Genomic DNA, 25,244 nt, shown 5'->3' with positions numbered 1-25,244 from the left:
TTAAACAATGTGCATGTCGTCTTGTTCTTACGCGGTAGTGTTTTGTCAAAAACCTGTGGTTTTCCACAGTCCGCGCAACACTAACAATTCGATACACTTTGTTGCATCTCAGAATGATCCCATTACAATTTCATTACCGTCCAATGAGAATTTCATAAAGACGTATATAATTATCGTTATGATTGATACCTTACCCATAGAAAAGTACTTCGCCCGGCAACTCAAAATCAAGCATCTGCGCCTGCTGGTAGAACTGGCGGATAAGCAGACGGTTGCTCAGGTTGCGGCGACTTTGCATGTCAGCCAGCCGGCTGTTTCCAAGATGCTGGGTGAAATGGAAGAAGGAATAGGTGTCAAATTATTTGAGCGTGCTGGCCGTGGTATAAAACCAACACCCTCTGGCGAATGTCTTATCAGACATGCTAGAGAAGTTTTATTTAATTTGCAAAAAGCACATCAGGAGATGCGTTCTCTGGCTACCGGCACCGTCGGCAAAGTCACGGTCGGCATCTTGAGTGTGGTCTCAACTACCATTATTCCCAAGGCCGTCAAGATACTCAAGGCCAGCTGGCCCAATGTCACCTTGTGCATTATGGATGGCACGGTCGATCAGCTCTTGCATGAACTGCGCGAAGGCAAGATAGACATGGTCATAGGCCGTGTGTTTTCTGAACGTGCGGCAGAACATCTGCAGGAAGAAGTTTTGTATGACGACCCTCTTGTCATCGTCACTTCCAGCAAGAACCCGCTGGCAAGACGCGATAACCTGACCTGGATGGATTTGAATAACCTGCCCTGGATTTTGTCGGTAGAAGAATCACCGACGCATCAGCGCATGATCAACCTGCTGGCCAAGAACGGTTTGAACAAACCTACCGACGTCATCGAATCAGTGTCGCGCTCAGTCAACGTGCCTTTGCTGATGGAACCGCCACGCCTGGGCTTGTTGTCACTGTCAGCGGCCCGCCAACTGGTCAGTGAAGGTGTCTTGCAAATCCTGCCTCTGAACCTGGGCCATCTGCCCAGCCCGGTAGGCATGATATGGAACAAGACCCGGCCTTTGTCCCATGCAGCCCTGACCTTCCAGGATTGCATACGCCAGGCTTCGCAATCTTACAAAAACATGCTGATAGGCTAAGCATGAACATGCTTGGCTGATTTACAATGTGTCCAGTTTCTTCGCCTGGACAGCAAATGCAAACAGATCACTTGTCGTATGGTTCAGATCAGTCGGGGCTGATTTGTGGCTATGTTTTTGCACATGAACAGCCCGGCAAGCCCTTATATACCAAAGAGGCGGTCGAATGGCTGCAATCACCGCACAGCAGCTGCGATGATTCTTTCATCTGGCTGCATTTCAATTTATCCAATGTCGCTGCCGAAAAATGGCTGCGCGAACATGCGTCTCTGCCAGACGAATTTTTTGAAACCCTGCATGAAGGCTCACGCTCGACCCGCATAGAACACGCTGACCATAGCCTGATCGCGGTCGTCAATGATGTCTTGCATGACTTTGCCTTTGAAGCCTCGGACATTGCCACCCTGTGGCTGAGTGTCAGCAGCAATGTCATGATCAGCGCCAGGCGCAAACCGCTACAATCTGTAGATCGGCTGCGCAATGCAGTGAATCAGGGTGAGCATTTCAGCTCACCGACAGAATTGCTGACCCATTTATTGCGTGACCAGGCCGACGTGCTGATAGGCATAGTGCGCAATGTCATCAAGAAAATCGATGATATCGAAGATCACTTGCTGGCTGACCGTTTGAATCATAAACGGGCGAATCTCGGTGAATTGCGCCGTGTGCTGGTACGCCTGCAAAGATTGCTGGCTCCTGAGCCTGCCGCCCTGTTCCGCCTGCTGCAAAGGCCACCGGTCTGGGTGGCTGAGCGTGATGTACAGGAATTGCGTCAATCGACAGAAGAATTTGCCGTGGTCCTCAGCGATATGGCTTCTTTGCAGGAACGCATCAAACTCCTGCAGGAAGAAATCGCCGCCAGTGTCAATGAACAGAATAACCGCTCGCTGTTCGTGCTGACGATCGTCACCGTGCTGGCCCTGCCCATCAATATCATCGCTGGCCTGCTCGGCATGAACGTTGGTGGCGTGCCTTTGGCCCAGCATGAAAATGGTTTCTGGATCGTCGTTGCCATCGTGGCGACGTTTACTGCGATTGCCGGTTGGCTGGCATTCAGGAAAAACCGTAACGATTAAAGCTTCGCATCCCTTCCACCAGTATTGCAAGGAAAAGCCATGAGCAAACTGTCATTCAATCAGGGATCGCCACAGTTCGTTCCGCTCTCGACTTACCAGTCCTACCCTGAAAGCGAAATGCTGGCACGTGCGCAAAGCTTTTACGAGGACATGAAAAGACGCAAGACCATACGCGAATTTTCTGACCGCCCTGTACCACGCGCAGTCATAGAAACCTGTTTGCTGACAGCAGGTACAGCACCATCAGGTGCCAATCACCAGCCCTGGCATTTTGCCGTGGTCACCGACCCCGCCCTGAAGCACAAGATACGCATAGAGGCAGAGATAGAAGAGCGCGAGTTTTATGACAGACGTGCCCCGCAGGAGTGGAAAGATGCCCTGGCACCGCTGGGCACGGACGCGGACAAACCTTTCCTGGAAACTGCCCCTTATCTGATCGCCATCTTTGGGCAAAAAGCCACACTCATGGATGACGGCAGCGCTGTCAAAAATTATTATGTGCCTGAGTCTGTATCAATTGCGACTGGCTTTTTGATTTCAGCCCTGCATCAGGCTGGCCTGGCAACACTGACCCATACCCCCAAGCCCCATGGGATTTTTGAACCAGTTGCTGCAAAGACCAGACAATGAGAAACCTTATATCCTGCTGGTGGTCGGCTATCCGGCAGAGCATTGCCTGGTACCGAATATACAAAAGAAGTCACTGGAGCAAATTTCCAGTTTCTTTTAAACCTGTAAGCTGATGTTCATCTGAAGGGAGTTTCTTATGACTGCCATTTACTCACGCCTGCTGCTGGCCGCCTGCATGCTAGCTGGCATGATCATTAGCCTGCATGCCGATGCCGCTGATGACAATGCCACACTGGTCAAACAAGTCATGCAAACTGAAGCCGCCTTCGCCAGGACCATGGAAGTGCGTGACCACAAGGCTTTCACTGAATTCCTGGCGGATGAAACCATCTTTTTTTCGACCAAAAAAGTCTTGCACGGCAAACAGGAAGTCGCAGCAGCCTGGAAACGCTTTTATGAAGGCTCTGCCGCCCCTTTTTCCTGGGCGCCGGAAACAGTAGAAGTACTGGAATCAGGCAAGCTGGCACTCAGCAGCGGACCGGTGCGTGACCCGCAAGGCAAACTGATGGCGACCTTTACTTCAATATGGCGGCAAGAAAGCCCGGGCGTCTGGCGCATCATTTTCGATAAGGGAAATGATGTCTGTGATTGTGCAAAACCCTGAGTAAGGCAAAAAATCCCTGCTTTGCATCAAAACCAGCACAATTTGAGCATAAAACCCACATTCAAGCCGGAATTGTAGGCAGACACACAAAAAGCTGATGTAACATACAGAATAATGCTGCGCGTAACACATCGCGCTACCAGGCAGCATTTACGCTACAAACCGAGCTCAAGCGTCACATTTCCGGACACCGGTGTCATGACTGATATTCATACACAGTTTATTGAGCTTGGCCAGCTGCGTATAGGCATGTTTGTCTATCTGGACGTAGGCTGGATGGATCATCCCTTCCCGGTTTCGAATTTCAAGATCAGCAGTCAGTCGCAAATTGATACCATACGTTCGCTGGGGCTGGAGCGCATACGCTATGCGCCGGATAAAAGCACGCCCGAAGCCAGCACCACTGAGGAACAACAGCCCGCCCAGCAAGAGATCAAATCTACCGAAAGCCCGGTGGCCTTTGCCGCCCGGCAAAGAAGAGAATTGCTGGCCAGCCAGCAAGCCAGCCTGCAAGTCTGTGAGCGCCAGTTTGCCCATGCGGCACAAACCTTCAAGCAGGTCACGGATCTGCTCCATTCCCAGCCTTCCCAGGCCAAAGAACTGGCCGAACAATTGATACAAGGTTTCTTGGGCCAGATACTCGGTGAAGATGAAGCAGCGATACGCCTGCTGTCAGAAAAAGCCGGTGAAAAAACCTCGCTGCATTCGATCAATGTGACCGTCATTTCACTCTTGCTGGGCCGGGCGCTGCATTTGAGCAAGGCCGAGATGCTGGACCTGGGTGTCGCCACCATCCTACATGACATAGGCAAGATGGAATTGCCAGACCGCCTGCGCTGGCAGGACGAGCATTTCAACCATGCCGAGCGGGAGCTGTATCATGAGCATGTCCTGCATAGTCTGGCAATGGCACGCAAGATGGGCTTGTCGGCGAATGTCATGCTGGCCATCGCCCAGCACCATGAACATGCTGATGGCACGGGTTACCCCAGCAAGGTACAGGGTGACAAGCTGAGCGCGATCAGCCGCATCGTTGCCCTGGTCAATCATTACGATAATCTGTGTAATCCGGCCAACCCGGCATTTGCAGTCACGCCGCACGAGGCCCTGTCGCAAATTTTTACCCAGCACAAACCGCGCTTTCATGCCCCCACCCTGACTGCCTTTATCCGCATGATGGGCATTTATCCACCGGGGTCAGTCGTGCACCTGACCGATGAGCGCTATGCCATGGTGGTTTCTGTCAATTCTGCGCGGCCCATCAAACCCAAGGTTGTTATCCACAATTCGGCCATACCTCGTGACGAGGCACTGGTCATCAACCTGGAGCATGAAGACACGCTGTGCATACACCGCAGCTTAAAGCCGCTGCAACTGCCGAAGGCGGCTTATGATTATTTGTCGCCACGCAAACGCCTGTGCTATTTCTTTGAACGCGGGCTGGAGGCCGAAGCGCGTAGCGAAGATGGGGCAGACGCATGAAAGCCCATCCCTGGCAATCACTGATAGAAGGTTTGCTGGAAGCAGTGATACTGGTCGATCCCATACAGCTACGCATAGTCGCTGCCAATCAGGCTATCCATCACTTGCTGCAAGTCCCGCCTGGCAGCCTGTTTGGCAAGGGCATCGTTGATCTGGCTGCGGCACCTGAAGATGTGTTCTTCTGGGAAGATGTGGCGGCAGGTTTATCAGAAAACATTCATTCCGAAACCCTGCTGAAACGCGCCGATGGCAGCATAGTCCAGATAGAAAGGCGGGTTACCCTGCTCAGGATGGGCCTGGACAGCTCAGTCTATGTGGTCGCCATCAATGACCATTCCAGTCAGCGCCAGGTCGAGAATGAGCTTGAAAAACTGATTGCCGAACTGCGTGCCACACTGGAATCCACGGCAGACGGCATACTGGTCACTGATCTTGATGGTGCGATACGCAGTTACAACCATTTGTTCGCTGAGCTGTGGGGGCTGCCGGACGACTTGATGACCCAGCGTAATGACAGAGCCATCTATGCCTGGATGGATAAAAGCATGCTCGATGCCAGGCAGTATGAAGAGCGACTGGGCACCATCACCCGCTCGCCGTTGATGGAAGCGACTGATGTACTGAGCCTGCGCTCTGGCAAGATACTGGAGAGGGTGACCTTGCCGCAGTATGCACGGGGACGCCCGATAGGCCGGGTTTATTCTTACCGCGATATCACCCAGCGTCTGGCAGACGAGGCACGCCTGCGCCTTGCAGCCAAGGTATTTGAGTCGAGTACCGATGCGATTTTCATTACCGATGCCGAACAAAAGATAGTCACCACCAACCCAAGTTTCGAGCGCCTCAGCAGTTATACCGAACAGGAAATGCTGGGCAAGACTCCCAGAGAATTTTTTTCCATGGAAGGCAATGCCAGCCAGGTGGAGAACCTGCTCAAGGAGCTGGAAAACCTGGGCTTCTGGGAAGGAGAATTGTGGAACCGCCGCAAGAATGGCAATGCCTATCTGTGCATGATTTCCCTGGTCAGGGTCCCGGATGCCAAGGGTAGTGCGTTGAACTACATAGGCTTTTTCAAGGACAGGACAGAAACCCATACGGCAAAACAAAAGATAGAAGAACTGGCATTTTCTGACGTATTGACAGGCTTGCCCAACCGGCTGCTGCTGGATGAGCGCATACGCCAGGCGATCACGATTTCCAGCCGCAATCATTCGACCTTTGCCCTGCTGTTTCTCGACCTTGATCATTTCAAGCAAATCAACGATGCTCTAGGCCACCCCTTTGGTGACCGGGTGCTGTTGCAAGTCACAGAACGATTGAAGAAATGCATACGCCAGGTCGATACTGCTGCTCGTCTGGGCGGGGATGAATTTGTCTTGCTGCTGCATGAAGCCGATGCCGAAGGTGCGGAGATTTGTGCCAGGAGGGTGCTGGAAGAATTATCAGCGCCGTTTTCAATCGACGGCATGAATTTCACCGTGACTGCCAGCATAGGTATTGCGCTCTATCCGGCAGACGGACAAAGCATGGCTGACCTGATCAAGAATGCCGACAGTGCCATGTACCATGTCAAGGAACGCGGGCGTTCAGACTTCCGTTTTTACCAGCGCCAGATGAATATCGGTCTGTTGTCACGCATGAAGCTCGACCATGCAATGCGGCAGGCACTGGAACATGAGTTATTCCGCTTGCATTACCAGCCTCAGATAGAGCTGGATACCGGCAAGTTGCTGGGTGTCGAAGCCTTATTGCGCTGGACGGACAAAGACCTGGGCGAAGTCAGCCCTTCACAATTCATACCGGTGGCAGAAGAATCGGGCGTCATTGTCCCCATAGGTAACTGGGTCCTGCAAACAGCGATACGGCAGGCCGCCTTATGGAATCGTGATGGCAAGTCCATGCGGGTGGCGATCAATGTCTCTGCACTGCAATTCCAGCAAGCCAATTTTGTAGATAGCATTGCGGCAGCCTTGCAGGAACATGACTTGCAGCCACAATGCATAGAACTGGAATTGACAGAATCGATACTCATCAAGGATGCAGAAGATGCACTGAGAAAACTGGAAGCCCTGGCAGCCCTCGGCGTCAAGCTGGCGATTGATGACTTTGGTACCGGTTATTCCAGCCTCAGCTACCTGAAACGTTTCCCTATCTACAAACTCAAGATAGACCGCTCATTCATTGATGACTTGCCGGGCAATGAAAGCGATATCGCAATAGTCACTGCCATCATCAGCCTGGCCCATGCCCTGAAATTACGCGTGATTGCCGAAGGCGTGGAAACCCTGGAGCAAAGAGACTTTCTGCAGCAATTGCAATGCGAGGAAATGCAGGGCTATCTGTTTGCCCACGCGATGTCAGCACAGGAATTTGAACAACAATATTTGCGCTGAGATTTGCGCTGAAAATAAGCTAAATTGCCGGACACATAAAAAAAATGCCGCTAAAAATGAGCGGCATTTTTTCATTGGTTCATCAGGGTAAATCAAAGATGCGTTTTCCAGTAGCGTGAATCATCGCGAATCTCGGCAATCTGTTCACTGGTCAAATCATTGCTGACCAGTTCACGACTATCCATTGCCATGCTGCCGACTTTGACACTGGCTTTGAGCAGATATCGGTAGCCTGTCACCGTGTCACGCTCTACTCCGTCACCATGCAGGTAACGCAAACCCATTTGAAACTGGGCACTCGATAAACCCTGGTCGGCGGCCAGCGTTTCCCAGTGAGCCGCCTGGGCAACATTTTTTTCTATCCCGGCACCATCCTGCAAGGCCAGCGCCAGGTAATGCTGGGCACTGGCATTCCCCTGGTGGGCTGCCTGTTGATACCAGAATACCGCTTCTTCGGGGTTTTCTTCCACGCCCTTGCCGTTGGCATACATATAGCCCAGGGCCAGTTGCGCAGAAGTCAGCCCCTGCAGGGCGGCACGGCGAAACAAACGGAAAGCCTGGCCTTCATCCGTTTCCACGCCCTCACCCGTCAGGTACATGACACCCAGATTGGCCTGAGCACCGGCATGTCCCTGATCCGCGGCCTGCTCCAGCCAGTAAGCGGCTTCCTGAGGATTTTGCAGGTTCTCACTGGGCTCAAGGTAGAGCAAGCCCAACATATTCTGTGCCTGGGTGTCCCCTAGCAGGGCCCAGCGCCGGACTTGCATTTCATCATCAAAATCATCGTCACCCAGAGCCGAGGCACAGGTCGTCATGATCATGAGCACCATCAGCAGATGCCGCCATTTTTTCATTTTATCCTCACCTGTTTTACTTCATGTACAGAATGCTACGCCTGTCCTGCCTTTTGCGTGTGTCTCGACTGTTGGATTAGGTAACAAAATGTAGCCACCGGTCAGCAAGTGTAGCCACTCTGAGAGTAAACTACGGGGACAGACAGTTTTCCCACCCGCCATGAAAGCAGATGCCGTGACCTCAGCAAAAAAGCTACGCATAGGATTGATTGCCAACCGATCTCACCAGGACGCCCCGAATTCTGCACTGGTGCAGCTACTACATGGTGGCGGACCAGCGCTACGACATTTGCAGGCTGAGCTGGTCATCGTCGGGCGTACTCTGGACGCCATTATTTCACATGGACTGCTGGAAAGCTGCCCTGCGGTTGAGCGTTTTCCCTATGGCCGTGAAGGTGGGCTCATGAAACTGGTATCCAGAGTGGTCGATAAAGACCCGGGCAGGGCGGTGGATGCCGTGATCTACCTGATAGACCCGGTCGATCCTTCATCGGTTTTCCCGGAGGCACAGGCACTCAAGCGTCAGTGCGTGATACACCGCAAACCTTTTTTGGCGACGCTGGCCAGCGCCAGGGAATGGCTGGAACTCGAAGCCACGGCAAGCGGTGCGGCAACAGACCTCAAACTGAACCCGACTTTTGAATTACAAAATGAAGGCATCGCCCTGATCGCCCATGATGCGATGAAGGACAGCATGCTGCTCATGGTGGAGAAACACTTTGCGCTGCTCGACAGCTTTGGTCAGCGCTATGCAACCGGCACCACCGGTGGCTTGCTGAACAAGCTGGCACAAAGAATCAAGGGAGAAGAAAGCGGAAAGAACTGGGTCACCCCTTATCTTTCCGGCCCCCTCGGTGGGGATGCACAACTGGCAGAGCTGGTGCTGGACAGGCAGATACGCCGTATTCTGTTCCTTGAAGATCCGCATGTGGCACGCCAGCATGAAGCGGACATACAGTTACTCGAAAGAGCGGCCCGCACCGTCTGTGACTTTTCACAAGTCATCAGCGAAGTCACTGGTGCAGACCGCTGGCTGACACTACTGACCCAGAGGGTCAGCAGGCAGGCTTAAGCCGCTGTTGCGGTCTGGCTGGAAAGGCGCTTGAGTCTTTCCAGTGTGCTCTCACCTGCAGTATCTGCCTGCGCCACCGATTTGCGGATGGCGTCAATCTCTGCCGCTTGGTCCAGCGGTTTTTGCGCGATATCGGCAACGATGCGCAAACCCGCCGCTTCGTTACTGACTGTCTGTGCGCGGCGTGTCAGGGCATTCAAGGCACTTGAATGGCTGGCCATGCTGGACAGGCTGCTAAGCTGCTCCTGGCGATCCATGCGCAATTGCTGCAAGTCTTTTTGTGCCTTGGCCGCAGCCAGGCTTTGCAGGGCTTTTTTCGCAGCAGCATCAAAGTCTGCCAGTTGTCTGGAGAAGGCATCGACGATCTTCTGCAATTCATCCATGTATTCTCTGGCATCTGCTTCTTCCTGAATTTCCAGTGGCAGGCGTGCCTTGTTGGCTTCAAGCTCATCACAGAACAGGCTGACGGTCGCTTCAGAAATCTTGCCTGCCGCAAGACGGTCTGCCAGTGTCGCCGAGGCTTTTTCATCGTTCGCAATCAGCTCACGCAGGCGCACCACATCATTATGTTCCTTGTCGAAAGAAGCGCGGGCCGCGGCCAGTTTTTGTGCCGTATCGCGCAAGGCGGCTGCCAGGCGGTCGCGGTCAGCTTCGGTCGCTGTCTCAGGATCAAAATTGGCGATCGCCTCAGATATCTTGTCGCCGAGTGCGCCAAAGTGTTTGGAAATCAAACGTGCGGTCAGGCCCCAGCCATTCATATTGCTCATGGTAATCCTCTCAGTGTGTGATGCGGTAATGGTCAAATACTGTATTACGGGTACTACATCAAAACGGTGCTATTGCACCAGCAGCCTTTCCGCTTCCAGGGGTAGGGCAATCATAAAATCAACATGGATGTCGCGCTTGCTGCTGCCATCCTTGCTACGTAAAATCTCAGTGCTGATCAACAGTAATTCAGACTGCTCACCTGCCTCATTCAAACTCCTGCGGTAGGGCATGAAGACCACATCCTGCTGCAAACCGAGTTTGCCCGCTGCATCATCGATGCGGGTTTCGACACCTTTAAAAGGAGCAACGAATTCCTGCGCCGGGTCACCGGCATCGCGTTCATATTGCAGACTGTCAGCATCAGCAAATACACTGTCAAGGCTGGCCTCATCCCAGCCTATGCCCGCCAATTGCTCACGCCACAAGCTGTAGTTGCGGTCACCCAGACCGGCACCGTTTTCACCGAGAAAGGCTTGCTGGTCTTCGACGGTTTCTGGTATCAGCCTTGTCAGGTGGCTGCAATACAAGAGCTCTTGCAATTCACCGCTGGCATCGCAATACAACTGCAGGAATTTCTCGCCGCCATTGTTAGCATCGGCATCGCGGTTCAGGTAATAGCGGTACATCTTGCCGCTGATCGGCAGTTGCACACGGCTGATGGCGACGATGCGGGTCTCCGCTTCATCCGGCATGGCGATCAACGAACCCTGGCTGATGGCGCGTATCAACGGTGTCTTTTGCAGATTGACGACACTGCCTATACGCGCGCCCAGCGGCAGAGAGGCATCTTGCCTGCCACTCTCTGCATGCATGTCATCTGCGACAAGTTCATCCTTGTCGTGTTTGTTGAACAGCTTGCCTACATACTGATATGCATCTTTCCAGGCCATGGTATTAATTTCCTCCTAAACTGTAATGAACTGCACTGTCTTGCTTATTGCGCCTGCTGCGTCTGCTAAGCAGGAATTGCCAGCCCGCCCAGGCCAGCGCAGCGAGCAGCAAGATGACGAGAACGGTGCGCAGCAATTTAAAACCACCGTTCTCTTGTGTCACTTTGGTCGCTGTCGCTGATACTGTTGCCGTTGCCGCTGCGTTTTCTGCATCTGAACTGCTCAGTGCAAGTGTCTTGTCATCCACTGCGGCAGCGCTGCTGGCGACCTCATCCTTGCTACTGCCTGTCCCGATATTGGCAATCGGTTCCAGTTGCTGGGACTGACGGTTTTCTGCGGCCTGAGGGTGGCTCATCACACTACCCAGTATCACGCCACCGACGACGGCAGGCAAAATGCCGCTACCTCTCTGCACTACCTGCGGCTGCATCATGACCGGTGCAGATTGCGTCAGAGGTGGTGTTGTATATGCAGGCTGGTTGGCAGGCTGATTAGCAGCCTGTTGATTGCCGCTGTTATTAACACCGTTGTTGCCAGCGCTATTACCAAAGCCCCGCTGGCTTTGCTGCGCTGTCTGCTGGCGTGCATCCATGCTCTTTTGTGCATTTGCCTGTGCCTGGTTTTTTTCCAGGTCACGGTTCAGTGCAGAATCAGACTTCTTGCTTGTATACGCAGGCTTGCTGGTATTGAAGCTGCCAAATCCTGTCTTTGAGGGTGCCGATGGTGCAGGCTTGCTGACGCTTCTTTGCGAAGAGAAGCCACCACGAAAACCGCCAGAAGACCCGGATGAACGCCCAGCAGCATGCGCAAGGCTGGCCGAGAGTGGCAAGACCAGTGCCAGCATGATTGCTATTAATTTGTTATTAAAACTGTTCATGGTTCTCATCTATAGAAATATGGTTAAGCTATCTGTACAATCCCTCAACGCTTGATGGATGTCATCATAGTGAGCAAAAACACAAAGATCATCGGTAATAAATTAGGGAATTCACCATGACACGAAAATATTCAGACATGAACCAGCACGACGCCTTGTACAAGATTGCGCGCGCCTATCCTGGTGGCCTGGAAGCCCTGGCGGGCCGCATGGAAGTCTCGGTGAATGTCTTGCGCAACAAGCTGGCACCGGGCATAGAGTCACACTACCCTTCGTTTGAAGAACTCTCGCTGATCGTTGAGCTCTGTCACGATGCGGGCGTCAAGGATGCCCATCTGCCACTGCATGCACTGTTAAGCCGCCATGGCATGGCAGCATTTGTGATACCTGAGCCTGACCAGGTCAGTGAAGATGATTTGTCGCAAACGGTTTGTCGCGTCATGAGCCGCGTTGGCGATGTGGCAGAGGCAGTATCAACTGCCTTGATCGATGGTGTGATTACGGATGCAGAAGCCGACCTGATAGAAAAAGAATTTCAGAGTGCACTGACCGTGCTCGGCGAATGGCGTGCACGCATACGCGCACACCATAAGCAAAGAGAATCGTGATTTTTCGTGAAGTAAAAAAACTGCTTAATATAATTTCTTTTCGAGCAAGGCAACTATCCGCGGCCAGCCCATCTTGCGCGCCAGATCCAGTGCAGATTCGCCTTTGGGATTGAGCGCGCCGGGATCGGCACCATGCTTGACCAGCAAACTCACCGGCGCGAGATTACCTGCCAGTGCGTCTCTCTGCAACAGGGTCCAGCCATCAGCATCGACGCTGCGGGTAAACGCTGGTTCATCCCGCAAACCCTGGTCCATTTTCTCAGCCATGTTTTCACTCATGGGATGTTCAGGCAAGTCTGCTGTGGTGAGAATAACGGGCTGTTCTTTTTTACCAAACAGGCCAGATAAAAAGCCCTGTTTTTCTTGCGTAGCGGCGGGCACGATCATGACTTCACCAGGGTTGCCAAAGTCCAGACCCCAGGCCTGGTCATGATCATCGCGCTCGGCTTTTGACATGTCGCTGCGCATGACGTCAATACTGTAGCCGCCATAAACTTTGCCGTTGATGGTGTACATCCAGTCACCGATCTCTGCCAGTGGCACACTGACAGGATCGCCAGCTGTAATGCTGTCCAGCCACTGCGGATTGTTCAGCAAAACACCTGATACGGTGTCGCCATCAAACTGTATTTCATTAATCCACATGTGCTCAACTTCCGGCCCCTCACTATCCGGGTCAGTCGCAAACGCCACTTTGACCGCAGCCAGACCCAGACCGGGAATAATGCGTCGGTACTCCCATGACAGCTCGCGCCAGAAATACTTGAAAGTCTTGCGCGCCTGTTCGGCTGCCACCTGCATCGCCGGGCTGGCGCCTTCATACATGACTATCTTGTCTTCGCTCATGATTTTGACCAGTAAAATAAAAACACTGTAGCGCAAAGCTGGCTGACAATTGAGCAAGTGCATGACTTCGTTTCAATTGATACAAGTCCTTACTTTTTATGCATCAGGTGCTTCGCTGGGCATGGCGACATCTGCGGAAATTTGAATAGATGAAATATTTGCCCAGCAGCATTTTCACTCCTGCTTTACAATGTAAGCCTGCCCTATGCCAAGCCGCCAGGCTGCCATCATCATGTCCACAGAACTTGCCAGCCAGCGCCCTACCTCCCTTGCGGATTTGTATATTTCATTTACCTTATTGGCATTGCAAGGATTTGGCGGCGTACTCGCGGTTGTACAGCGTGAGCTGGTGGAAAAGAAACGCTGGATGACGATGGAAGAATTCGTCGAAGACTGGGCGGTTGCACAGATTTTGCCGGGGCCGAATGTAGTGAATCTGTCGCTGATGATAGGCCACCGTCATTTCGGTTTTGCCGGTGCCATGACGGCGCTGGCTGGCATGTTGTCAGTCCCCTTGCTGATCGTTGTCATGCTGGCGGTGGTGTATGCGCAATTTTCCCAGTATCCTCAGGTTGTCGGTGCGCTGCGTGGCATGAGTGCGGTGACGGCGGGCCTGATCATTGCGACAGCGCTCAAGCTGGTGCCGGCTCTCAAAAATAATCCTGTTGGCAGGCTTACTGCGCTGGTTTTCAGCGCCCTGTGTTTTGCCGGCATCGCTCTCTTGCGCCTGCCGCTGGCCTATGTTTTGTTCACCCTCGGCACCATCACCTGCGCACTGGTTTACCGGAGGCTGAAATAATGCCTGATACCCTGCATGGTGCCCTGCACATCACGATGAACTGGCATGACTGGTTGCAGCTGTTCCTGCATTACATGATGCTGTCACTGTTATCGATAGGCGGAGCGATTTCCACCCTGCCTGACATGCACCGTTACCTGGTCACGCAACAGGGCTGGCTTAGTGACGCACAGTTCAATGCCTCGGTGTCGATTGCCCAGGCTGCCCCCGGCCCGAATGTCTTGTTCATTGCGCTCATGGGCTGGAATGTGGGCATGAATGCCGGTGGCATGTGGACAGCATTGATAGGTGTTTTCGTCGCCATGACAGGCATACTTTTACCCAGCACCACCCTGACTTATGTGGCAGCAAGCTGGGGCCATGCCAACCGTGAGTTGCGCAGTGTGCGCGCCTTCAAGCTGGGCATGGCACCGATAGTCATCGGGCTCTTGCTTGCTACTGGCTGGATCATGGCGGCATCGCACGACCAGGCCGGCAGGGACTGGCCTTTATGGCTGATGACCGTAGTCTGCACCGTCGTGGTCTGGCGCACCCGCCTGCATTTGCTATGGCTGCTGGCGGGGGGTGCTGTACTGGGCTGGTTTGGCCTGATCTGAAGACAAAAACAGTCAGACAAATCCAAGATAGCGTCGGCTGGCATCGTAATACTTGAGGTTGGGCAGCAAATCCAGCATGTCCGTATCTGATACACCCAACCATTTGCCCAGCGTGGCGGCATACTGATCGACCGAAGTGGTCGGCAGCAGGCGCCCCTGCCCTACATCATCATCACTGTCAGTCGCCACCAGCGGCGCGGTGCCGTAATAGCGCTTGCCGTTGACTGCACCACCGAGCATGAAATGCATGCTGCCCCAGCCATGGTCAGAACCATCATTATTGCCTGTCAAGGTGCGGCCAAAATCGGAAGCGGTGAAACTGGTGACCTTGTTATCGACCTTCAATTCCCTGGTCGCTTCATAAAATGAATTGAGGGCTTCGGCGACACTGGCCAGCAAACCCGGATGAGTGCTGACCAGGCCATCATGGGTATCAAAGCCGCCCATGGAAACAAAAAACACCTGGCGTTTTGCGCCCAGCGCACCTGCACAGGAAATCATGCGCGCCACCATCTTCAATTGCATGGCCAGGTTATTGGCTTCATTGAATGGTGTGTTGATTGCTGGTGCCCCCGCCAGTGCGGTGGTCAGGACATCATTGGCATCTATCGAGCGCTTGCTGACGCGGGTATATTCATTTTCAAACACATGCGTGCGGGCCTGTGTGACCAGATTTTGCAAAGCCGTGGAACAGGCCGCAGAACCGAACAGCGGCGTCTGCAAACCTGCGAGTGGCACGGAACCATTGGTCGAGACCTGGTATTGAACGGCAGTATTGCCAGACAAGTAAACTGCATTGCCGGAGACATTCACGCATGTGAAAGTCGCATTGCCATTTCCCGCCACAAAGCGGTCCCCCATACGCCCACCCCAGCCCGATGTCGCCCCTTCGGCTGCAGATGATTGCCATACCGATTGCTGGTCATTATGGGAAAACAGCTTGGGCGGCAACATCGCGGTCTTGTTCGTGTATTCCAGCTTGGTAGTAGGCCGTATCAGGGTGCCGACATTGAGCATGATACCCATCTTGCCTGTATTGAAGATAGGCAGCAGCGGTGCCAGCTCAGGTGCCAGCGCATATTGATGGCTGACACCGTTTCTATCGACCGGTACATTCAAGCTCTGCAAGGCAGTCGCATCAAGTTTGTCGCGGCCATAGGCCAGCGTTGGGCGCAGGCGAGAATACGCGGCGTAGTTGGCGCTGTCGTAAGGCACCAGCGTATTGGCGTAATCATTACCGCCGTATAAAAATACACAGACGATGGCTTTGTAATCGTCAGCAGTGGCGGCTGAAGCTTCGGCCATGGCGGCAAGATTCAATGCCCAGGGTGTGGCGACACCGGCGATGGAGAGTGCAGAAGCACGTTGCAAGAATGCGCGGCGTGAGGCATTCATCGTGTTTGAATTTTTCATGATGCTTTCCTGTAGTGATGGCAGCAGATTATTATTTGCACGCAAGTGCGCTCATTTGAGAACGATAAATTCCGGAGCAGCCAGCACCAGAGTCAGCGCCGCATAAATTCTTTGCTTGCGACGGTTGTCGTTCCCTTTGGGCATGCTATCGACAGCAGTGCTGAGGTTTTGCAAAGTTGCCGCACTTAACTGCCCGGCTGCCAGCACCAGGTTGATTTCGTCGAGCATGGCTGGCGCGGTGTCTGCCAGCGGCATCAGGCTGCTATAGTCAGGTACAAGATCACTGATGCCGCTACTGATAGCGCGCTGCATGTAATTCACATAGCCAACGACTGAAGATTCATTGGTGATCTGGAACTCGGGCGCGACCAGGCTGGCCGCTGCGATAGCGGTATTAGGCGGCACATAACCGGGACGGAAGTAATTGAACACCGAGGGTGAACGCAAAGGGCTTTGCCCCAGCCTGGTAGCAGGATCACTGGTGTTGCCCAGGTTCCAGATATCGTTGGTTGCCGTGACATTGTAGGCACGCGCCCATGCCAGGAAACGCAGCATGGGTTCACGCAATTTACCAAACTGCGGGTCGCTGAGATTAGCTGGCTTGCGCGCCTCGTCATCCAGCAAGATGGCTTTCAATACAGCCTTCAGATTGCCTTTCTTGCTGGCCGTGCCGCTGCCATCATCATTGAATACCGTAGCGACCCTGGACACATAAGCGTTTGAGGGATTGCTGGTCACCAGTCTTTGTATGAGCTGGCGGCTGATGAAGGGTGCCACATTGTCATGGGCAAAAATGATGTCGAGTGCGGCACTCAGTGCATCGGCTCCATTGAGCCCTTCGCCTACGGTTTTATCAAGAAAAGTGGAAGCACCGGTTTCATGCCTGATCGGTACCTGTGTCATGGGCCTGTGCAAGAAGTCAGGCTTGTCCGCCTTGCCACCAGCGAGGTCAAAATCCCAACCGGTAAAAATACGTGCCAGACCTGTGATATCGGTCAAGTCATAGGTTTCTATGTTCTTGCCATCTTGCTGGCGCGGCGTGCCATTCAGTTTGAGTTCCAGCAAACCTATGCTGAACAACTGCATCAGCTCACGCGCATAGTTTTCATCCGGCATGGCACCGGTTTGCGCATTGTATTTGGCATTGCCACGGAAGGTCAGGTATTGCCCCATGGCGGGACTGGTCGAGACCATTTGCAGTAAATTGCGGTAATTGCCAAAACAATTTGCTTCCAGCATGTCCAGCCAGCCCGCTGCACCAAATGCCTTCCAGCCGCCACCGATGAGGCCGTCGATGGAAACCACGATAATCTCTGACAAGGCCAGGGTGAAGCGCTGGCGCAGGGTGTCTGGCGAACTGATCAGTTTGCGCCAGGCGGTGGAATCAAAACCTGCCTGACTGTTGCGGTAGCTGATATCGTTAAAACCGTTGGACACCAGCCAATCCCAGCGCGTGCCATTACCAGGCAGGCTCAGTTGTTCATCTATCCAGCCTGCATAACCCAGGCTTTGTACCCTGGCGATCTGGGCGCGGCTGGCTCCCATGCTGGCCTGGGCCAGGAAACGCGCCGCCTCAGCAGCAGTAATCGCTGCGGCACTGGGGTCGGGCGCCGGTGCTGGCGGTGCAGCCATGGCTGTATTATTGCCACCAGTATCATTTTGCGCCGTCGTATTGCTGCCACCGCAGGCGGCCAGCAAGGCCGTCGATGCCAGCAGCGCCGCTGCCTTCAATTCTGCCTGTTGATTGAACGTATCCTGATCCGCTGCGGTCTGAGTATTCAAGTCCTCGACGCTTGGCTGGTCTTCCATGTCCTGTCTCCCTAGATTTGGTATGTGATATGAATTGTTCATTCTTGCGACCCAGGCTTGCAGAGTAGGACAGCCATGTAAATTTCTTATTACCTATTTGTAAGCAGTTGTCAGGAGTTAGGCTGATTTTCTATATAGTTTGTTACTTGCAAATGTAAATAGCATTAAAGATTCAAAAACCGGGCGCGTCATTTGTTACACTTTCGTTTTTTATCAGCATGCGCCGGTTTGCCGATTCAGCGACAGACAATCTTTGTTACAGGGAGAGACATAGTTTGAGGTATCCTTGCCACCTTGAAATTCTGCACACCGGTTCATATAGTCCATGAAGTTGAGCATAGAAGCGCCTGAGGATGAAGTTGCCCTGCCGGGCGAGATTCATTTGCATATCCGGTTTCGCCCTGCGAATATGTTCGGCATCTTGCTGGCTTTGCTGGTCCACGGGCTCTTGCTGTACTTCCTGCTGCACATGAATGTGCTAAAGAAGAAGCTTGACAAGGCTGGCTCCAGTGAACCCATGGTCTTTATCATGGACAAGGTGGCGAAAGCCCCCAAACAGGCGACTGCGCCACAAAAGCAAAAAGCTGAATCCAAGCCGGTGCGGGTGCCACCATCCAAAAACGCAATCACCCGGCCCAAGATACCGCCACCGCCAGTCACAGACTCGCCAATAGCACAACCGCCGCCACCACAAGCCAAAGAGACCCCGCCAGAAATGGACATGATGGCCCTGGCCAATGCTGCGCGTGAACGCCGCCGTCCTGCAGAACAGGCCGCAGCCCAGGAAAATGAAGGTGCGCGTCAGGCAGGCCGCGGCATGACCCCGCAGGAAGTGGCAGAAGCCAATGTCAAACGCAGCATGCAGCAAGCAGCCAACCGTGGTGGCGGCAGCGGTGTGTTTGAACTGGGGACAGTAGGCACGCGGGTAGCCAGCTTCACTTTCCGTGGCTGGAACACCCGTGTGATTGCTTCGAATGGCAAGCAGTCCTTTGAAGTAGATGCCGGCCTTGGTGGTGACGTACGTCTGGCAGTAGTGCGCCGCATGATAGAAATCATACGTATGGAATACAAGGGCGACTTCAACTGGGAATCCCGCCGGCTGGGCCGCGTCATAGTCAAGTCAGCCCGGCCAGAAGATTCTGCCGAACTGGAAAACTTCTTGCTGAAAGAGTTTTTCCCTTAATTTCTCTTAATTTTCCTTAGTGCGGCTGGTGACCACGCCAGCCCACCCACAATGATTGCCAGGCCTGCACCAACGCTTGCCGCCAGTGTGCAGGTTCTGGTTTTTGCAGCAGGACATCGCTAGCCTGCAGTGCACGTAATTCTACCCAGACATCATTTGGCACCTGATACACACTGCCTGTGTCCAATACCGTGTCGGCCTGCCATGCCAGTCCCTCGACAAATTGCGGCCAGGCGATTAAACGCAGTTTCCCTGTCTTCACATATAAGGTGCTGCCTGCCGCTAACAGGCAGTGCATGCTCTGGTCTTGCCTGATGCTATTGCTATGCATGGTAATGCTCCCGAGAATGATCCAAAAAGAGGTTTGGATACACGTATCAGGATAAACTTGGCCTGCAGACCTGCACAGGCACAGAAAATACACATCTGTATCGCATCAGACAGCAAATTCATAATCTGTTATTGTATCGTTAGCCCTGAACTGTATCTGTGCAGGCCCTGAGCATCTTTACATCGTCAAGCTATGCAAACCCTACCTCTCTACAGGCAACTGGCCGACCATTATCTGAATGCTATCCGTTGTGGCACGCTCAAGCTCGGTGACCGCATGCCTTCGGTGCGCAAACTCATGCATGTACACGGTGTCAGCCTATCGACTGCCCTGCAGCTATGCCGTCAGCTGGAAACCGAGGGCTGGCTGGAAGCGCGCCCTCGTTCCGGTTATTTTGTGCGGCAACCACGCCGTGTGCGCCTGATACCGGCGCAGGAACCAACGATAGGCAAGATCATCGACCCGGCACAATTTGTCGGTATTCATGAAAAAGTGTCTGAAATCATCGCCCAGGGCCAGCGCCAGGTGAAATGCAATCTGGCGCGGGCAACTGGCGGCCCTGCCCTGTACCCGCACCAGCAATTGCGCAGCCTGACCGTCAGCACTTTGCGCCGTTATCCTGAATTGCTGACCAAGGCGATATCGCCGGGTGGCAACCGTGAACTCAAGGCAGCGCTGGCCAAACGTGCGCTTGATTCTGGCATCAGCACATCGGCTGACCAGGTCATCATCACCAATGGCTGTATCGAAGCCCTGAACCTGGCCTTGCGTGCGGTGGCGCAAGCGGGCGATGTCATCGCCGTCGAATCACCGACTTTTTATGGCCTCTTGCAGGTGCTGGAAAGCCTGGGCATGAAGGCGCTGGAAATACCGACCAGCCCGAGCACCGGCATTTCTGTCGAAGCACTGGAGCTGGCCATGCAGACCTATGACAATATCAAGGCAGTCGTGGTGGTGCCGCATTTGCAAAATCCGCTGGGCAGCATGATGCCTGACCAACACAAGCAAAAACTGGTAGCGCTGTGTGAAAAGCAAGGCATACCGCTGATAGAAGATGACTCCTACAGCGCCCTCGCCGATGGCGACAAGATACCAACTGCACTGAAACAATGGGACCATAGCGGCAACGTGATTTACTGCGCATCTGTGCACAAGATACTTGCTCCCGGCATGCGTGTAGGCTGGATACTGGCAGGCCGCTGGCAAGAACGCGTGAACATGCTGAAGTATGCACACACCCGTTATAACGAAGAATTGTCACAGATAGTCACAGCAACTTTTTTGCTGTCATCAGCTTATGACAGGCACCTGCGGAAACTACGTAGCAGCCTCGCCGTGCAAAGAGAAAAAATGGCTGAAGCAATTGCCACTTACTTCCCGGAAGGCACGCGCGTGACCATGCCGGCAGGTGGTGTTTCCTTGTGGGTGGAGATGCCAACAGGCACCTCATCGCGCGCTGTTTTTGATGCGGCTCTAGAGGAGAGTATCCTGGTTTCGCCAGGTTTGATGTATTCCAATTCAAATCGTTTTGATCATTTTTTGCGTCTCAATTGCGGCATGCCGTATACCCAGGATCTGGATGATGCGATGCGTTTATTAGGTCGCATTATTCAACATCAGGCAACGCATTCTTCTGCATCAAGACAACATATTGCTGCATAAAAATTAGTCACTGTGGAAAGCCACAATTGTGGCTGCCACTGGGATTTTCCATAATGCGTGCACTGAAGGGAAAAAATATCCCTCAACGTGCTCGCCACCGGATTACATGATGTGCGAGACTTTCTACCATCCCAAGGAGACCAAGGATGAAAGCTCAAGCCTTCTACAAATCCCTGTATTTTCAAGTCATCACCGCCATCATTCTGGGTGTAATGCTTGGCCATTTTTATCCTGAATCCGGCGCTGCCATGAAGCCTCTTGGCGACGGCTTCATCAAGCTCATCAAGATGATGATCGCACCGATTATTTTCTGTACCGTAGTCGTCGGTATCGCCGGTATGGAAGACATGAAAAAAGTCGGCAAGACCGGTGGCATGGCACTGCTGTATTTTGAAGTTGTCAGCACCCTGGCACTGATCATAGGCCTCATCATCGTCAACCTCGTGCAACCTGGTGCGGGCATGCATATCGATGTGCACACACTCGACACCAAGGGCATCGCTGCCTTTGCCGGTCCTGGCAAAATGCAGACCACGACAGAATTTTTGATGGCCATCATCCCTACTACGTTCACCGATGCTTTTGCCAAGGGTGAGATACTGCAGGTTTTGCTGATCTCTATCTTCTTTGGCTTTGCCCTGCATCGTTTTGGTGGTCGCGGCACGCTGGTATTTGACCTGGTAGAAAAGTTCTCGCACGTGCTGTTTGTCATCGTTGGCTACATCATGAAAGTTGCTCCCATCGGCGCCTTTGGTGCGATGGCTTTCACGATAGGTAAATATGGTGTCGGCTCGCTGGTGCAACTCGGCTTCCTGATGGCGACTTTCTACGCAACCTGTCTGATCTTCATCTTCGGAGTACTTGGTGCTATCGCTAAAGTACATGGCTTCAGCATCTGGAAATTCGTCAAGTATATCAAGGAAGAATTGCTGATTGTTTTGGGAACTTCATCTTCAGAATCAGTGTTGCCACGCATGATGGCCAAGCTGGAAAACCTGGGTGTGAAAAAATCCGTGGTTGGCCTGGTGATCCCTACCGGTTACTCTTTCAATCTGGACGGCACGTCTATCTACCTGACCATGGCTGCGGTGTTCATCGCCCAGGCCACAGATACACCGATGACCCTGATGCAGCAAGTCACTTTGCTGGCAGTGTTGTTGCTGACATCCAAAGGCGCGGCAGGTATCACAGGCAGTGGTTTCATCGTACTGGCAGCGACATTGTCTGCGGTTGGCGGCGTACCGGTTGCTGGCCTGGCGCTGATACTCGGCATAGACCGCTTCATGTCTGAAGCACGTGCACTGACGAACCTGATCGGCAACGGTGTCGCCACTGTCGTGGTGGCCAAATGGGGTAATGATGTGGATACCGTCAAGATGCAAAGACGTTTGAATAATGAAACCGTGGAAGAGGCAGAAGACCCGGAACTCTTGATGGATACGGCATCCATGCATACAGCAGTGCGTTAAGCTTAATGCAGACTGCAGGCAAAACAAAAAGCGGACCTTGAGTCCGCTTTTTGCATTCCGGCTACCACTACTTTTTCAGATGCCTCAGCGCCAGAGTCAGCGCCATCAACTGTATGGTCGCCGCCAGAAAGAAAGGTGCGCCCAGCAAGACACTTCCTTTGGGGAAATGACTGACTTGCCCAACGATGGATGTACCTATCAGCGTGGCAAACACACTCATGATACTGGCCAGCGCCGTCAGCGACCCCATGGCCAGTCCTTGCGAACGCGCATCGACGGCACGCGAAAAAAAGCCTTGCAAGGCAGGCCCGGCGGCAAAAGCCAGCACATTACACATGATCAGTACATACATCATCCAGCCCTGGTTCGCCAGGCCATAACAAGTCAGTGCCAGAGTCGATGAGGCCAGGCCTATCAATACTGCATTCGCATCGCCAACGCGTTTGATATAAGACCCCAGAAAAACGCCCTGCATGAGTACGCTGGAAACACCGACCATGAACAGTGAAAACCCATTTTGCATGGGCGTCCAGCCAAAGCGCAATTCTGTTGATAAAACCCAGGTGGTTTGCAGCGTGAACTGGGCGAACATGGTCAGGGCATACACCCACACCAGCGCACCTACACCACGCAAATGCGCCAGCCCCCGCAAGCCGGCAAAGGGATTGGCGGCAGAAATATGAAAGTCCTTGCGATGGTCGGCAGGCAGGGATTCTGGCAGCGAGAAATAACCATACACCATGTTGCCCAGCGATACAGCGGCAGCCAGATAAAACGGGTAATGGATATGCGCCTCACCCAGCAAGCCACCAACGACAGGCCCGCAGATAAAACCGAGGCCAAACATGGCACCTATCTTACCAAGCGCCTTGGCGCGGTTTTCCGGACTCGATACGTCGGCAATATAGGCATTTGCCACGGACAGGTTGCCAGCAGTAATGCCGCCTATGGCACGCACCACCAGCATCCAGTAAATGCTGGTGACCTGGGTCAGCAAGAGGAAATTCAAACCGAGGCCGAATACACAGATCAATAACACCGGGCGACGGCCAAAGCGGTCACTGAGTGCGCCTATCATCGGGGCAAAAACAAATTGCATGACACCATACACAGCGACAATCGCGCCATACCAGTAAGCCTGGCTGTCTGCCTGCACGGTATAACTGGCTACCAACCGTGGCAAGACCGGGATGATGAGGCCTATGCCAAGGATGTCGAGGAATACCGTGATCAATACAAAACGTACATTGGTCGGCAGCGGCTTGGCAGCATCTGCCTGTTCAGAACTTGTCATACCAGACATCCTTTTAGCGGAATTTACGTAGCCTAATAGTATATGATTACCGTCAAGTACAATTGCACGGGAGCCATTATGGCTTTGTTTGATCACTTTCTCATCATCGCCTTGCTGGTCGCCATCAGCGCATTTTTTTCCATGTCCGAGATTTCGCTGGCGGCAGCGCGCAAGGTCAAGCTGCAGATACTGTATGCAGAGGGCGAGCCGCGTGCGGGCAAAGTGCTGGCGCTACAGCTAGAGCCGGGACATTTTTTTACGGTCGTACAAATCGCCCTGAATGCGGTGGCCATACTTGGCGGTATTCTCGGTGAACAAGCCCTGACGCCGTATATCCTGAAAGCCCTGGTCGCTATCTTTGGCATGACCAGCTGGGTAGAGACGGTCAGCTTTGTCACCTCGTTTTTGTTCGTGACCTCGATTTTCATTTTGTTTGCCGACCTGCTGCCCAAGAAGATTGCCATGATCTCGCCAGAGACCGTGGCAATGCTGGTGGTCAGCCCGATACTTTTGTGCGTGCGCCTGTTCAAACCCCTGGTATGGGTCTTCAATGGCCTGGCCAACCTGCTTTTGCGGCTGTTCAATTTACCGACCACACGTAATGAACAAATCACTTCAGATGAAATTTATGCGATGTTTGATGCCGGTGCCGAAGCCGGCGTAGTGCTGGAAAGCGAACATCATATGATAGGCAATGTGTTCGAGCTGGAAAGCCGCACCGTGCCATCAGCCATGTCGCAACGCGACAGCATCGTGTATTTCACCCTGCAGGACAGCGATGTGGTGATACGCCAGAAGATCGCCGAGCACCCGCATACCAAGTTCCTGGTATGTGATGGCAATATCGACAATGTGGTCGGCTATGTCGAATCCAAGGATATCTTGAAGCGCGTGCTGACCAACCAGGCATTTACCAAGGTACAGGAGTTGTCGATACGTACGGCCCTGGCCGTGCCTGATTCGCTGACCCTGTCTGAAATGCTGGAGCAATTCAAGGGCACGCGCGAAGACTTTGCCGTCATCTTCAATGAATATGCGCTGGTCGTAGGTGTCATCACCCTCAATGATGTGCTGAGTACCCTGATGGGCAACCTGGTTCACCCTTTCCTCGAAGACCAGATCGTCCAGCGTGATGCCAATTCCTGGCTGATTGACGGTGCGACAACAATCGAGGATGTCTGTCGTGCGCTCGACATCGATAGCTTGCCTGAGCAGGGAAGCTATGAGACCATTGCCGGTTTCATGATGACGATGCTGAAAAGGATACCCAAGCGCACTGATTTTGTCATGCTGGGGACTTATAAGTTCGAAGTCGTCGATATTGACCACTACCGCATAGATCAATTGCTGGTCGTCAGACTCGATGATGCGGCCGATACCAGCAAATCACCATAATTATTACTGTTTTGCTATCTGGCTTCTTCAGCATCAGGTCTTAACCCATTTTTAT

24 protein-coding genes are annotated in these 25,244 nt (G+C 53.1%); 15 read left to right on the top strand and 9 right to left on the bottom strand.

Annotated features, from left to right (window positions below; all coding sequences use genetic code 11):
• Positions 1–178 precede the first annotated feature (178 nt).
• The 7 genes from ACO0LN_RS26575 to ACO0LN_RS26545 all read left to right on the top strand — a co-directional run bounded on the left by ACO0LN_RS26575 (position 179) and on the right by ACO0LN_RS26545 (position 7,323).
• Positions 179–1,138 (top strand): LysR family transcriptional regulator, encoded by a 960-nt coding sequence (locus ACO0LN_RS26575; protein WP_422953940.1) that lies wholly within the window; start codon positions 179–181, stop codon positions 1,136–1,138.
• A 56-nt stretch (positions 1,139–1,194) separates the two neighbouring features.
• On the top strand, positions 1,195–2,214 hold the full coding sequence (locus ACO0LN_RS26570) for a transporter (RefSeq protein ID WP_422979136.1): 1,020 nt from the start codon (positions 1,195–1,197) through the stop codon (positions 2,212–2,214).
• 39 nt (positions 2,215–2,253) lie between these two features.
• Positions 2,254–2,844, top strand: a complete 591-nt coding sequence (locus ACO0LN_RS26565) for a nitroreductase family protein (protein ID WP_422979134.1) — start codon at positions 2,254–2,256, stop codon at positions 2,842–2,844.
• On the top strand, positions 2,804–2,944 hold the full coding sequence (locus ACO0LN_RS26560) for a hypothetical protein (protein WP_422979132.1): 141 nt from the start codon (positions 2,804–2,806) through the stop codon (positions 2,942–2,944). The genes ACO0LN_RS26565 and ACO0LN_RS26560 overlap by 41 nt, the downstream gene beginning before the upstream one ends.
• 36 nt (positions 2,945–2,980) lie before the next feature.
• Entirely contained in the window at positions 2,981–3,448 is a 468-nt protein-coding gene (locus tag ACO0LN_RS26555) for a YybH family protein (protein WP_422979130.1), read from the top strand.
• Positions 3,449–3,646: 198 nt separating this feature from the next.
• The gene (locus ACO0LN_RS26550; RefSeq protein ID WP_422979128.1) at positions 3,647–4,930 is read left to right on the top strand and encodes an HD-GYP domain-containing protein; all 1,284 of its coding nucleotides are present in this window, start codon (positions 3,647–3,649) and stop codon (positions 4,928–4,930) included.
• Positions 4,927–7,323 (top strand): sensor domain-containing protein, encoded by a 2,397-nt coding sequence (locus tag ACO0LN_RS26545; protein ID WP_422979126.1) that lies wholly within the window; start codon positions 4,927–4,929, stop codon positions 7,321–7,323. The genes ACO0LN_RS26550 and ACO0LN_RS26545 overlap by 4 nt, the downstream gene beginning before the upstream one ends.
• A gap of 92 nt (positions 7,324–7,415) precedes the next feature.
• Here the strand turns inward: ACO0LN_RS26545 and ACO0LN_RS26540 are convergent, their stop codons facing one another.
• Positions 7,416–8,177: a tetratricopeptide repeat protein gene (locus ACO0LN_RS26540; RefSeq protein WP_422979124.1), complete on the bottom strand. Its 762-nt coding sequence runs from the start codon at positions 8,175–8,177 to the stop codon at positions 7,416–7,418.
• Between the two features lie 175 nt (positions 8,178–8,352).
• On the opposite strand from ACO0LN_RS26540, the gene ACO0LN_RS26535 reads away from it, so the two are divergent.
• Complete coding sequence (locus ACO0LN_RS26535; RefSeq protein WP_422979122.1) at positions 8,353–9,249, top strand: methylglyoxal synthase; 897 nt, start codon at positions 8,353–8,355, stop codon at positions 9,247–9,249.
• Here the strand turns inward: ACO0LN_RS26535 and ACO0LN_RS26530 are convergent.
• The 3 genes from ACO0LN_RS26530 to ACO0LN_RS26520 all read right to left on the bottom strand — a co-directional run bounded on the left by ACO0LN_RS26530 (position 9,246) and on the right by ACO0LN_RS26520 (position 11,784).
• Positions 9,246–10,016: a hypothetical protein gene (locus tag ACO0LN_RS26530; protein WP_162043957.1), complete on the bottom strand. Its 771-nt coding sequence runs from the start codon at positions 10,014–10,016 to the stop codon at positions 9,246–9,248. The two genes, ACO0LN_RS26535 and ACO0LN_RS26530, sit on opposite strands and share 4 nt — an antisense overlap.
• A gap of 69 nt (positions 10,017–10,085) precedes the next feature.
• Positions 10,086–10,907, bottom strand: a complete 822-nt coding sequence (locus tag ACO0LN_RS26525) for a hypothetical protein (RefSeq protein WP_422979120.1) — start codon at positions 10,905–10,907, stop codon at positions 10,086–10,088.
• Positions 10,908–10,911: 4 nt separating this feature from the next.
• Complete coding sequence (locus ACO0LN_RS26520; protein WP_422979118.1) at positions 10,912–11,784, bottom strand: hypothetical protein; 873 nt, start codon at positions 11,782–11,784, stop codon at positions 10,912–10,914.
• A gap of 116 nt (positions 11,785–11,900) precedes the next feature.
• On the opposite strand from ACO0LN_RS26520, the gene ACO0LN_RS26515 reads away from it, so the two are divergent.
• On the top strand, positions 11,901–12,392 hold the full coding sequence (locus ACO0LN_RS26515) for a phage regulatory CII family protein (RefSeq protein ID WP_162043959.1): 492 nt from the start codon (positions 11,901–11,903) through the stop codon (positions 12,390–12,392).
• 24 nt (positions 12,393–12,416) lie between these two features.
• On the opposite strand, the gene ACO0LN_RS26510 is transcribed toward ACO0LN_RS26515, so the two are convergent.
• Positions 12,417–13,238 (bottom strand): DUF2314 domain-containing protein, encoded by an 822-nt coding sequence (locus tag ACO0LN_RS26510; protein ID WP_422979116.1) that lies wholly within the window; start codon positions 13,236–13,238, stop codon positions 12,417–12,419.
• Positions 13,239–13,470: 232 nt separating this feature from the next.
• On the opposite strand from ACO0LN_RS26510, the gene ACO0LN_RS26505 reads away from it, so the two are divergent.
• Entirely contained in the window at positions 13,471–14,037 is a 567-nt protein-coding gene (locus tag ACO0LN_RS26505; protein WP_422953928.1) for a chromate transporter, read from the top strand.
• Positions 14,037–14,633, top strand: a complete 597-nt coding sequence (locus ACO0LN_RS26500; RefSeq protein WP_422979114.1) for a chromate transporter — start codon at positions 14,037–14,039, stop codon at positions 14,631–14,633. Before ACO0LN_RS26505 ends, ACO0LN_RS26500 begins: the two co-directional genes overlap by 1 nt.
• 12 nt (positions 14,634–14,645) lie before the next feature.
• Here ACO0LN_RS26500 and ACO0LN_RS26495 read toward each other — a convergent pair whose 3' ends face one another.
• Both ACO0LN_RS26495 and ACO0LN_RS26490 read right to left on the bottom strand, forming a co-directional pair.
• A complete protein-coding gene (locus ACO0LN_RS26495; RefSeq protein ID WP_422979112.1) occupies positions 14,646–16,046 on the bottom strand; it encodes a DUF1501 domain-containing protein in 1,401 nt (466 codons plus the stop codon).
• Positions 16,047–16,097: 51 nt separating this feature from the next.
• Positions 16,098–17,855: a DUF1800 domain-containing protein gene (locus ACO0LN_RS26490; protein WP_422979110.1), complete on the bottom strand. Its 1,758-nt coding sequence runs from the start codon at positions 17,853–17,855 to the stop codon at positions 16,098–16,100.
• Positions 17,856–18,180: 325 nt separating this feature from the next.
• Between ACO0LN_RS26490 and ACO0LN_RS26485 the strand changes: the two genes are divergently transcribed.
• Entirely contained in the window at positions 18,181–19,038 is an 858-nt protein-coding gene (locus ACO0LN_RS26485) for a hypothetical protein (RefSeq protein ID WP_422979108.1), read from the top strand.
• A gap of 16 nt (positions 19,039–19,054) precedes the next feature.
• Here the strand turns inward: ACO0LN_RS26485 and ACO0LN_RS26480 are convergent, their stop codons facing one another.
• On the bottom strand, positions 19,055–19,369 hold the full coding sequence (locus ACO0LN_RS26480) for a hypothetical protein (protein WP_422979106.1): 315 nt from the start codon (positions 19,367–19,369) through the stop codon (positions 19,055–19,057).
• 192 nt (positions 19,370–19,561) lie between these two features.
• Between ACO0LN_RS26480 and ACO0LN_RS26475 the strand changes: the two genes are divergently transcribed.
• The gene (locus ACO0LN_RS26475; protein ID WP_422979104.1) at positions 19,562–21,031 is read left to right on the top strand and encodes a PLP-dependent aminotransferase family protein; all 1,470 of its coding nucleotides are present in this window, start codon (positions 19,562–19,564) and stop codon (positions 21,029–21,031) included.
• Positions 21,032–21,177: 146 nt separating this feature from the next.
• A complete protein-coding gene (locus ACO0LN_RS26470) occupies positions 21,178–22,500 on the top strand; it encodes a dicarboxylate/amino acid:cation symporter (RefSeq protein ID WP_162061340.1) in 1,323 nt (440 codons plus the stop codon).
• A gap of 67 nt (positions 22,501–22,567) precedes the next feature.
• On the opposite strand, the gene ACO0LN_RS26465 is transcribed toward ACO0LN_RS26470, so the two are convergent.
• On the bottom strand, positions 22,568–23,794 hold the full coding sequence (locus ACO0LN_RS26465; RefSeq protein WP_422979102.1) for an MFS transporter: 1,227 nt from the start codon (positions 23,792–23,794) through the stop codon (positions 22,568–22,570).
• 78 nt (positions 23,795–23,872) lie between these two features.
• Between ACO0LN_RS26465 and ACO0LN_RS26460 the strand changes: the two genes are divergently transcribed.
• Entirely contained in the window at positions 23,873–25,189 is a 1,317-nt protein-coding gene (locus ACO0LN_RS26460) for a hemolysin family protein (protein ID WP_422979100.1), read from the top strand.
• Positions 25,190–25,244 lie beyond the last annotated feature (55 nt).

The organism is Undibacterium sp. TC9W (assembly GCF_049339865.1).
Classification (GTDB): Bacteria; Pseudomonadota; Gammaproteobacteria; order Burkholderiales; family Burkholderiaceae_D; genus Undibacterium.
The sequence above is the reverse complement of the archived record's forward strand: the minus strand, read 5'-3'. Positions and strand labels throughout refer to the sequence as shown.

Coding starts and splice junctions, on each gene's coding strand:
- ACO0LN_RS26575 (WP_422953940.1), top strand. CDS start 179: ATGATTGATACCTTACCCATAGAAAAGTACTTCGCCCGGCAACTCAAA.
- ACO0LN_RS26570 (WP_422979136.1), top strand. CDS start 1,195: ATGCAAACAGATCACTTGTCGTATGGTTCAGATCAGTCGGGGCTGATT.
- ACO0LN_RS26565 (WP_422979134.1), top strand. CDS start 2,254: ATGAGCAAACTGTCATTCAATCAGGGATCGCCACAGTTCGTTCCGCTC.
- ACO0LN_RS26560 (WP_422979132.1), top strand. CDS start 2,804: ATGGGATTTTTGAACCAGTTGCTGCAAAGACCAGACAATGAGAAACCT.
- ACO0LN_RS26555 (WP_422979130.1), top strand. CDS start 2,981: ATGACTGCCATTTACTCACGCCTGCTGCTGGCCGCCTGCATGCTAGCT.
- ACO0LN_RS26550 (WP_422979128.1), top strand. CDS start 3,647: ATGACTGATATTCATACACAGTTTATTGAGCTTGGCCAGCTGCGTATA.
- ACO0LN_RS26545 (WP_422979126.1), top strand. CDS start 4,927: ATGAAAGCCCATCCCTGGCAATCACTGATAGAAGGTTTGCTGGAAGCA.
- ACO0LN_RS26540 (WP_422979124.1), bottom strand. CDS start 8,177: ATGAAAAAATGGCGGCATCTGCTGATGGTGCTCATGATCATGACGACC.
- ACO0LN_RS26530 (WP_162043957.1), bottom strand. CDS start 10,016: ATGAGCAATATGAATGGCTGGGGCCTGACCGCACGTTTGATTTCCAAA.
- ACO0LN_RS26525 (WP_422979120.1), bottom strand. CDS start 10,907: ATGGCCTGGAAAGATGCATATCAGTATGTAGGCAAGCTGTTCAACAAA.
- ACO0LN_RS26520 (WP_422979118.1), bottom strand. CDS start 11,784: ATGAACAGTTTTAATAACAAATTAATAGCAATCATGCTGGCACTGGTC.
- ACO0LN_RS26515 (WP_162043959.1), top strand. CDS start 11,901: ATGACACGAAAATATTCAGACATGAACCAGCACGACGCCTTGTACAAG.
- ACO0LN_RS26510 (WP_422979116.1), bottom strand. CDS start 13,238: ATGAGCGAAGACAAGATAGTCATGTATGAAGGCGCCAGCCCGGCGATG.
- ACO0LN_RS26505 (WP_422953928.1), top strand. CDS start 13,471: ATGTCCACAGAACTTGCCAGCCAGCGCCCTACCTCCCTTGCGGATTTG.
- ACO0LN_RS26500 (WP_422979114.1), top strand. CDS start 14,037: ATGCCTGATACCCTGCATGGTGCCCTGCACATCACGATGAACTGGCAT.
- ACO0LN_RS26495 (WP_422979112.1), bottom strand. CDS start 16,046: ATGAAAAATTCAAACACGATGAATGCCTCACGCCGCGCATTCTTGCAA.
- ACO0LN_RS26490 (WP_422979110.1), bottom strand. CDS start 17,855: ATGGAAGACCAGCCAAGCGTCGAGGACTTGAATACTCAGACCGCAGCG.
- ACO0LN_RS26485 (WP_422979108.1), top strand. CDS start 18,181: ATGAAGTTGAGCATAGAAGCGCCTGAGGATGAAGTTGCCCTGCCGGGC.
- ACO0LN_RS26480 (WP_422979106.1), bottom strand. CDS start 19,369: ATGCATAGCAATAGCATCAGGCAAGACCAGAGCATGCACTGCCTGTTA.
- ACO0LN_RS26475 (WP_422979104.1), top strand. CDS start 19,562: ATGCAAACCCTACCTCTCTACAGGCAACTGGCCGACCATTATCTGAAT.
- ACO0LN_RS26470 (WP_162061340.1), top strand. CDS start 21,178: ATGAAAGCTCAAGCCTTCTACAAATCCCTGTATTTTCAAGTCATCACC.
- ACO0LN_RS26465 (WP_422979102.1), bottom strand. CDS start 23,794: ATGACAAGTTCTGAACAGGCAGATGCTGCCAAGCCGCTGCCGACCAAT.
- ACO0LN_RS26460 (WP_422979100.1), top strand. CDS start 23,873: ATGGCTTTGTTTGATCACTTTCTCATCATCGCCTTGCTGGTCGCCATC.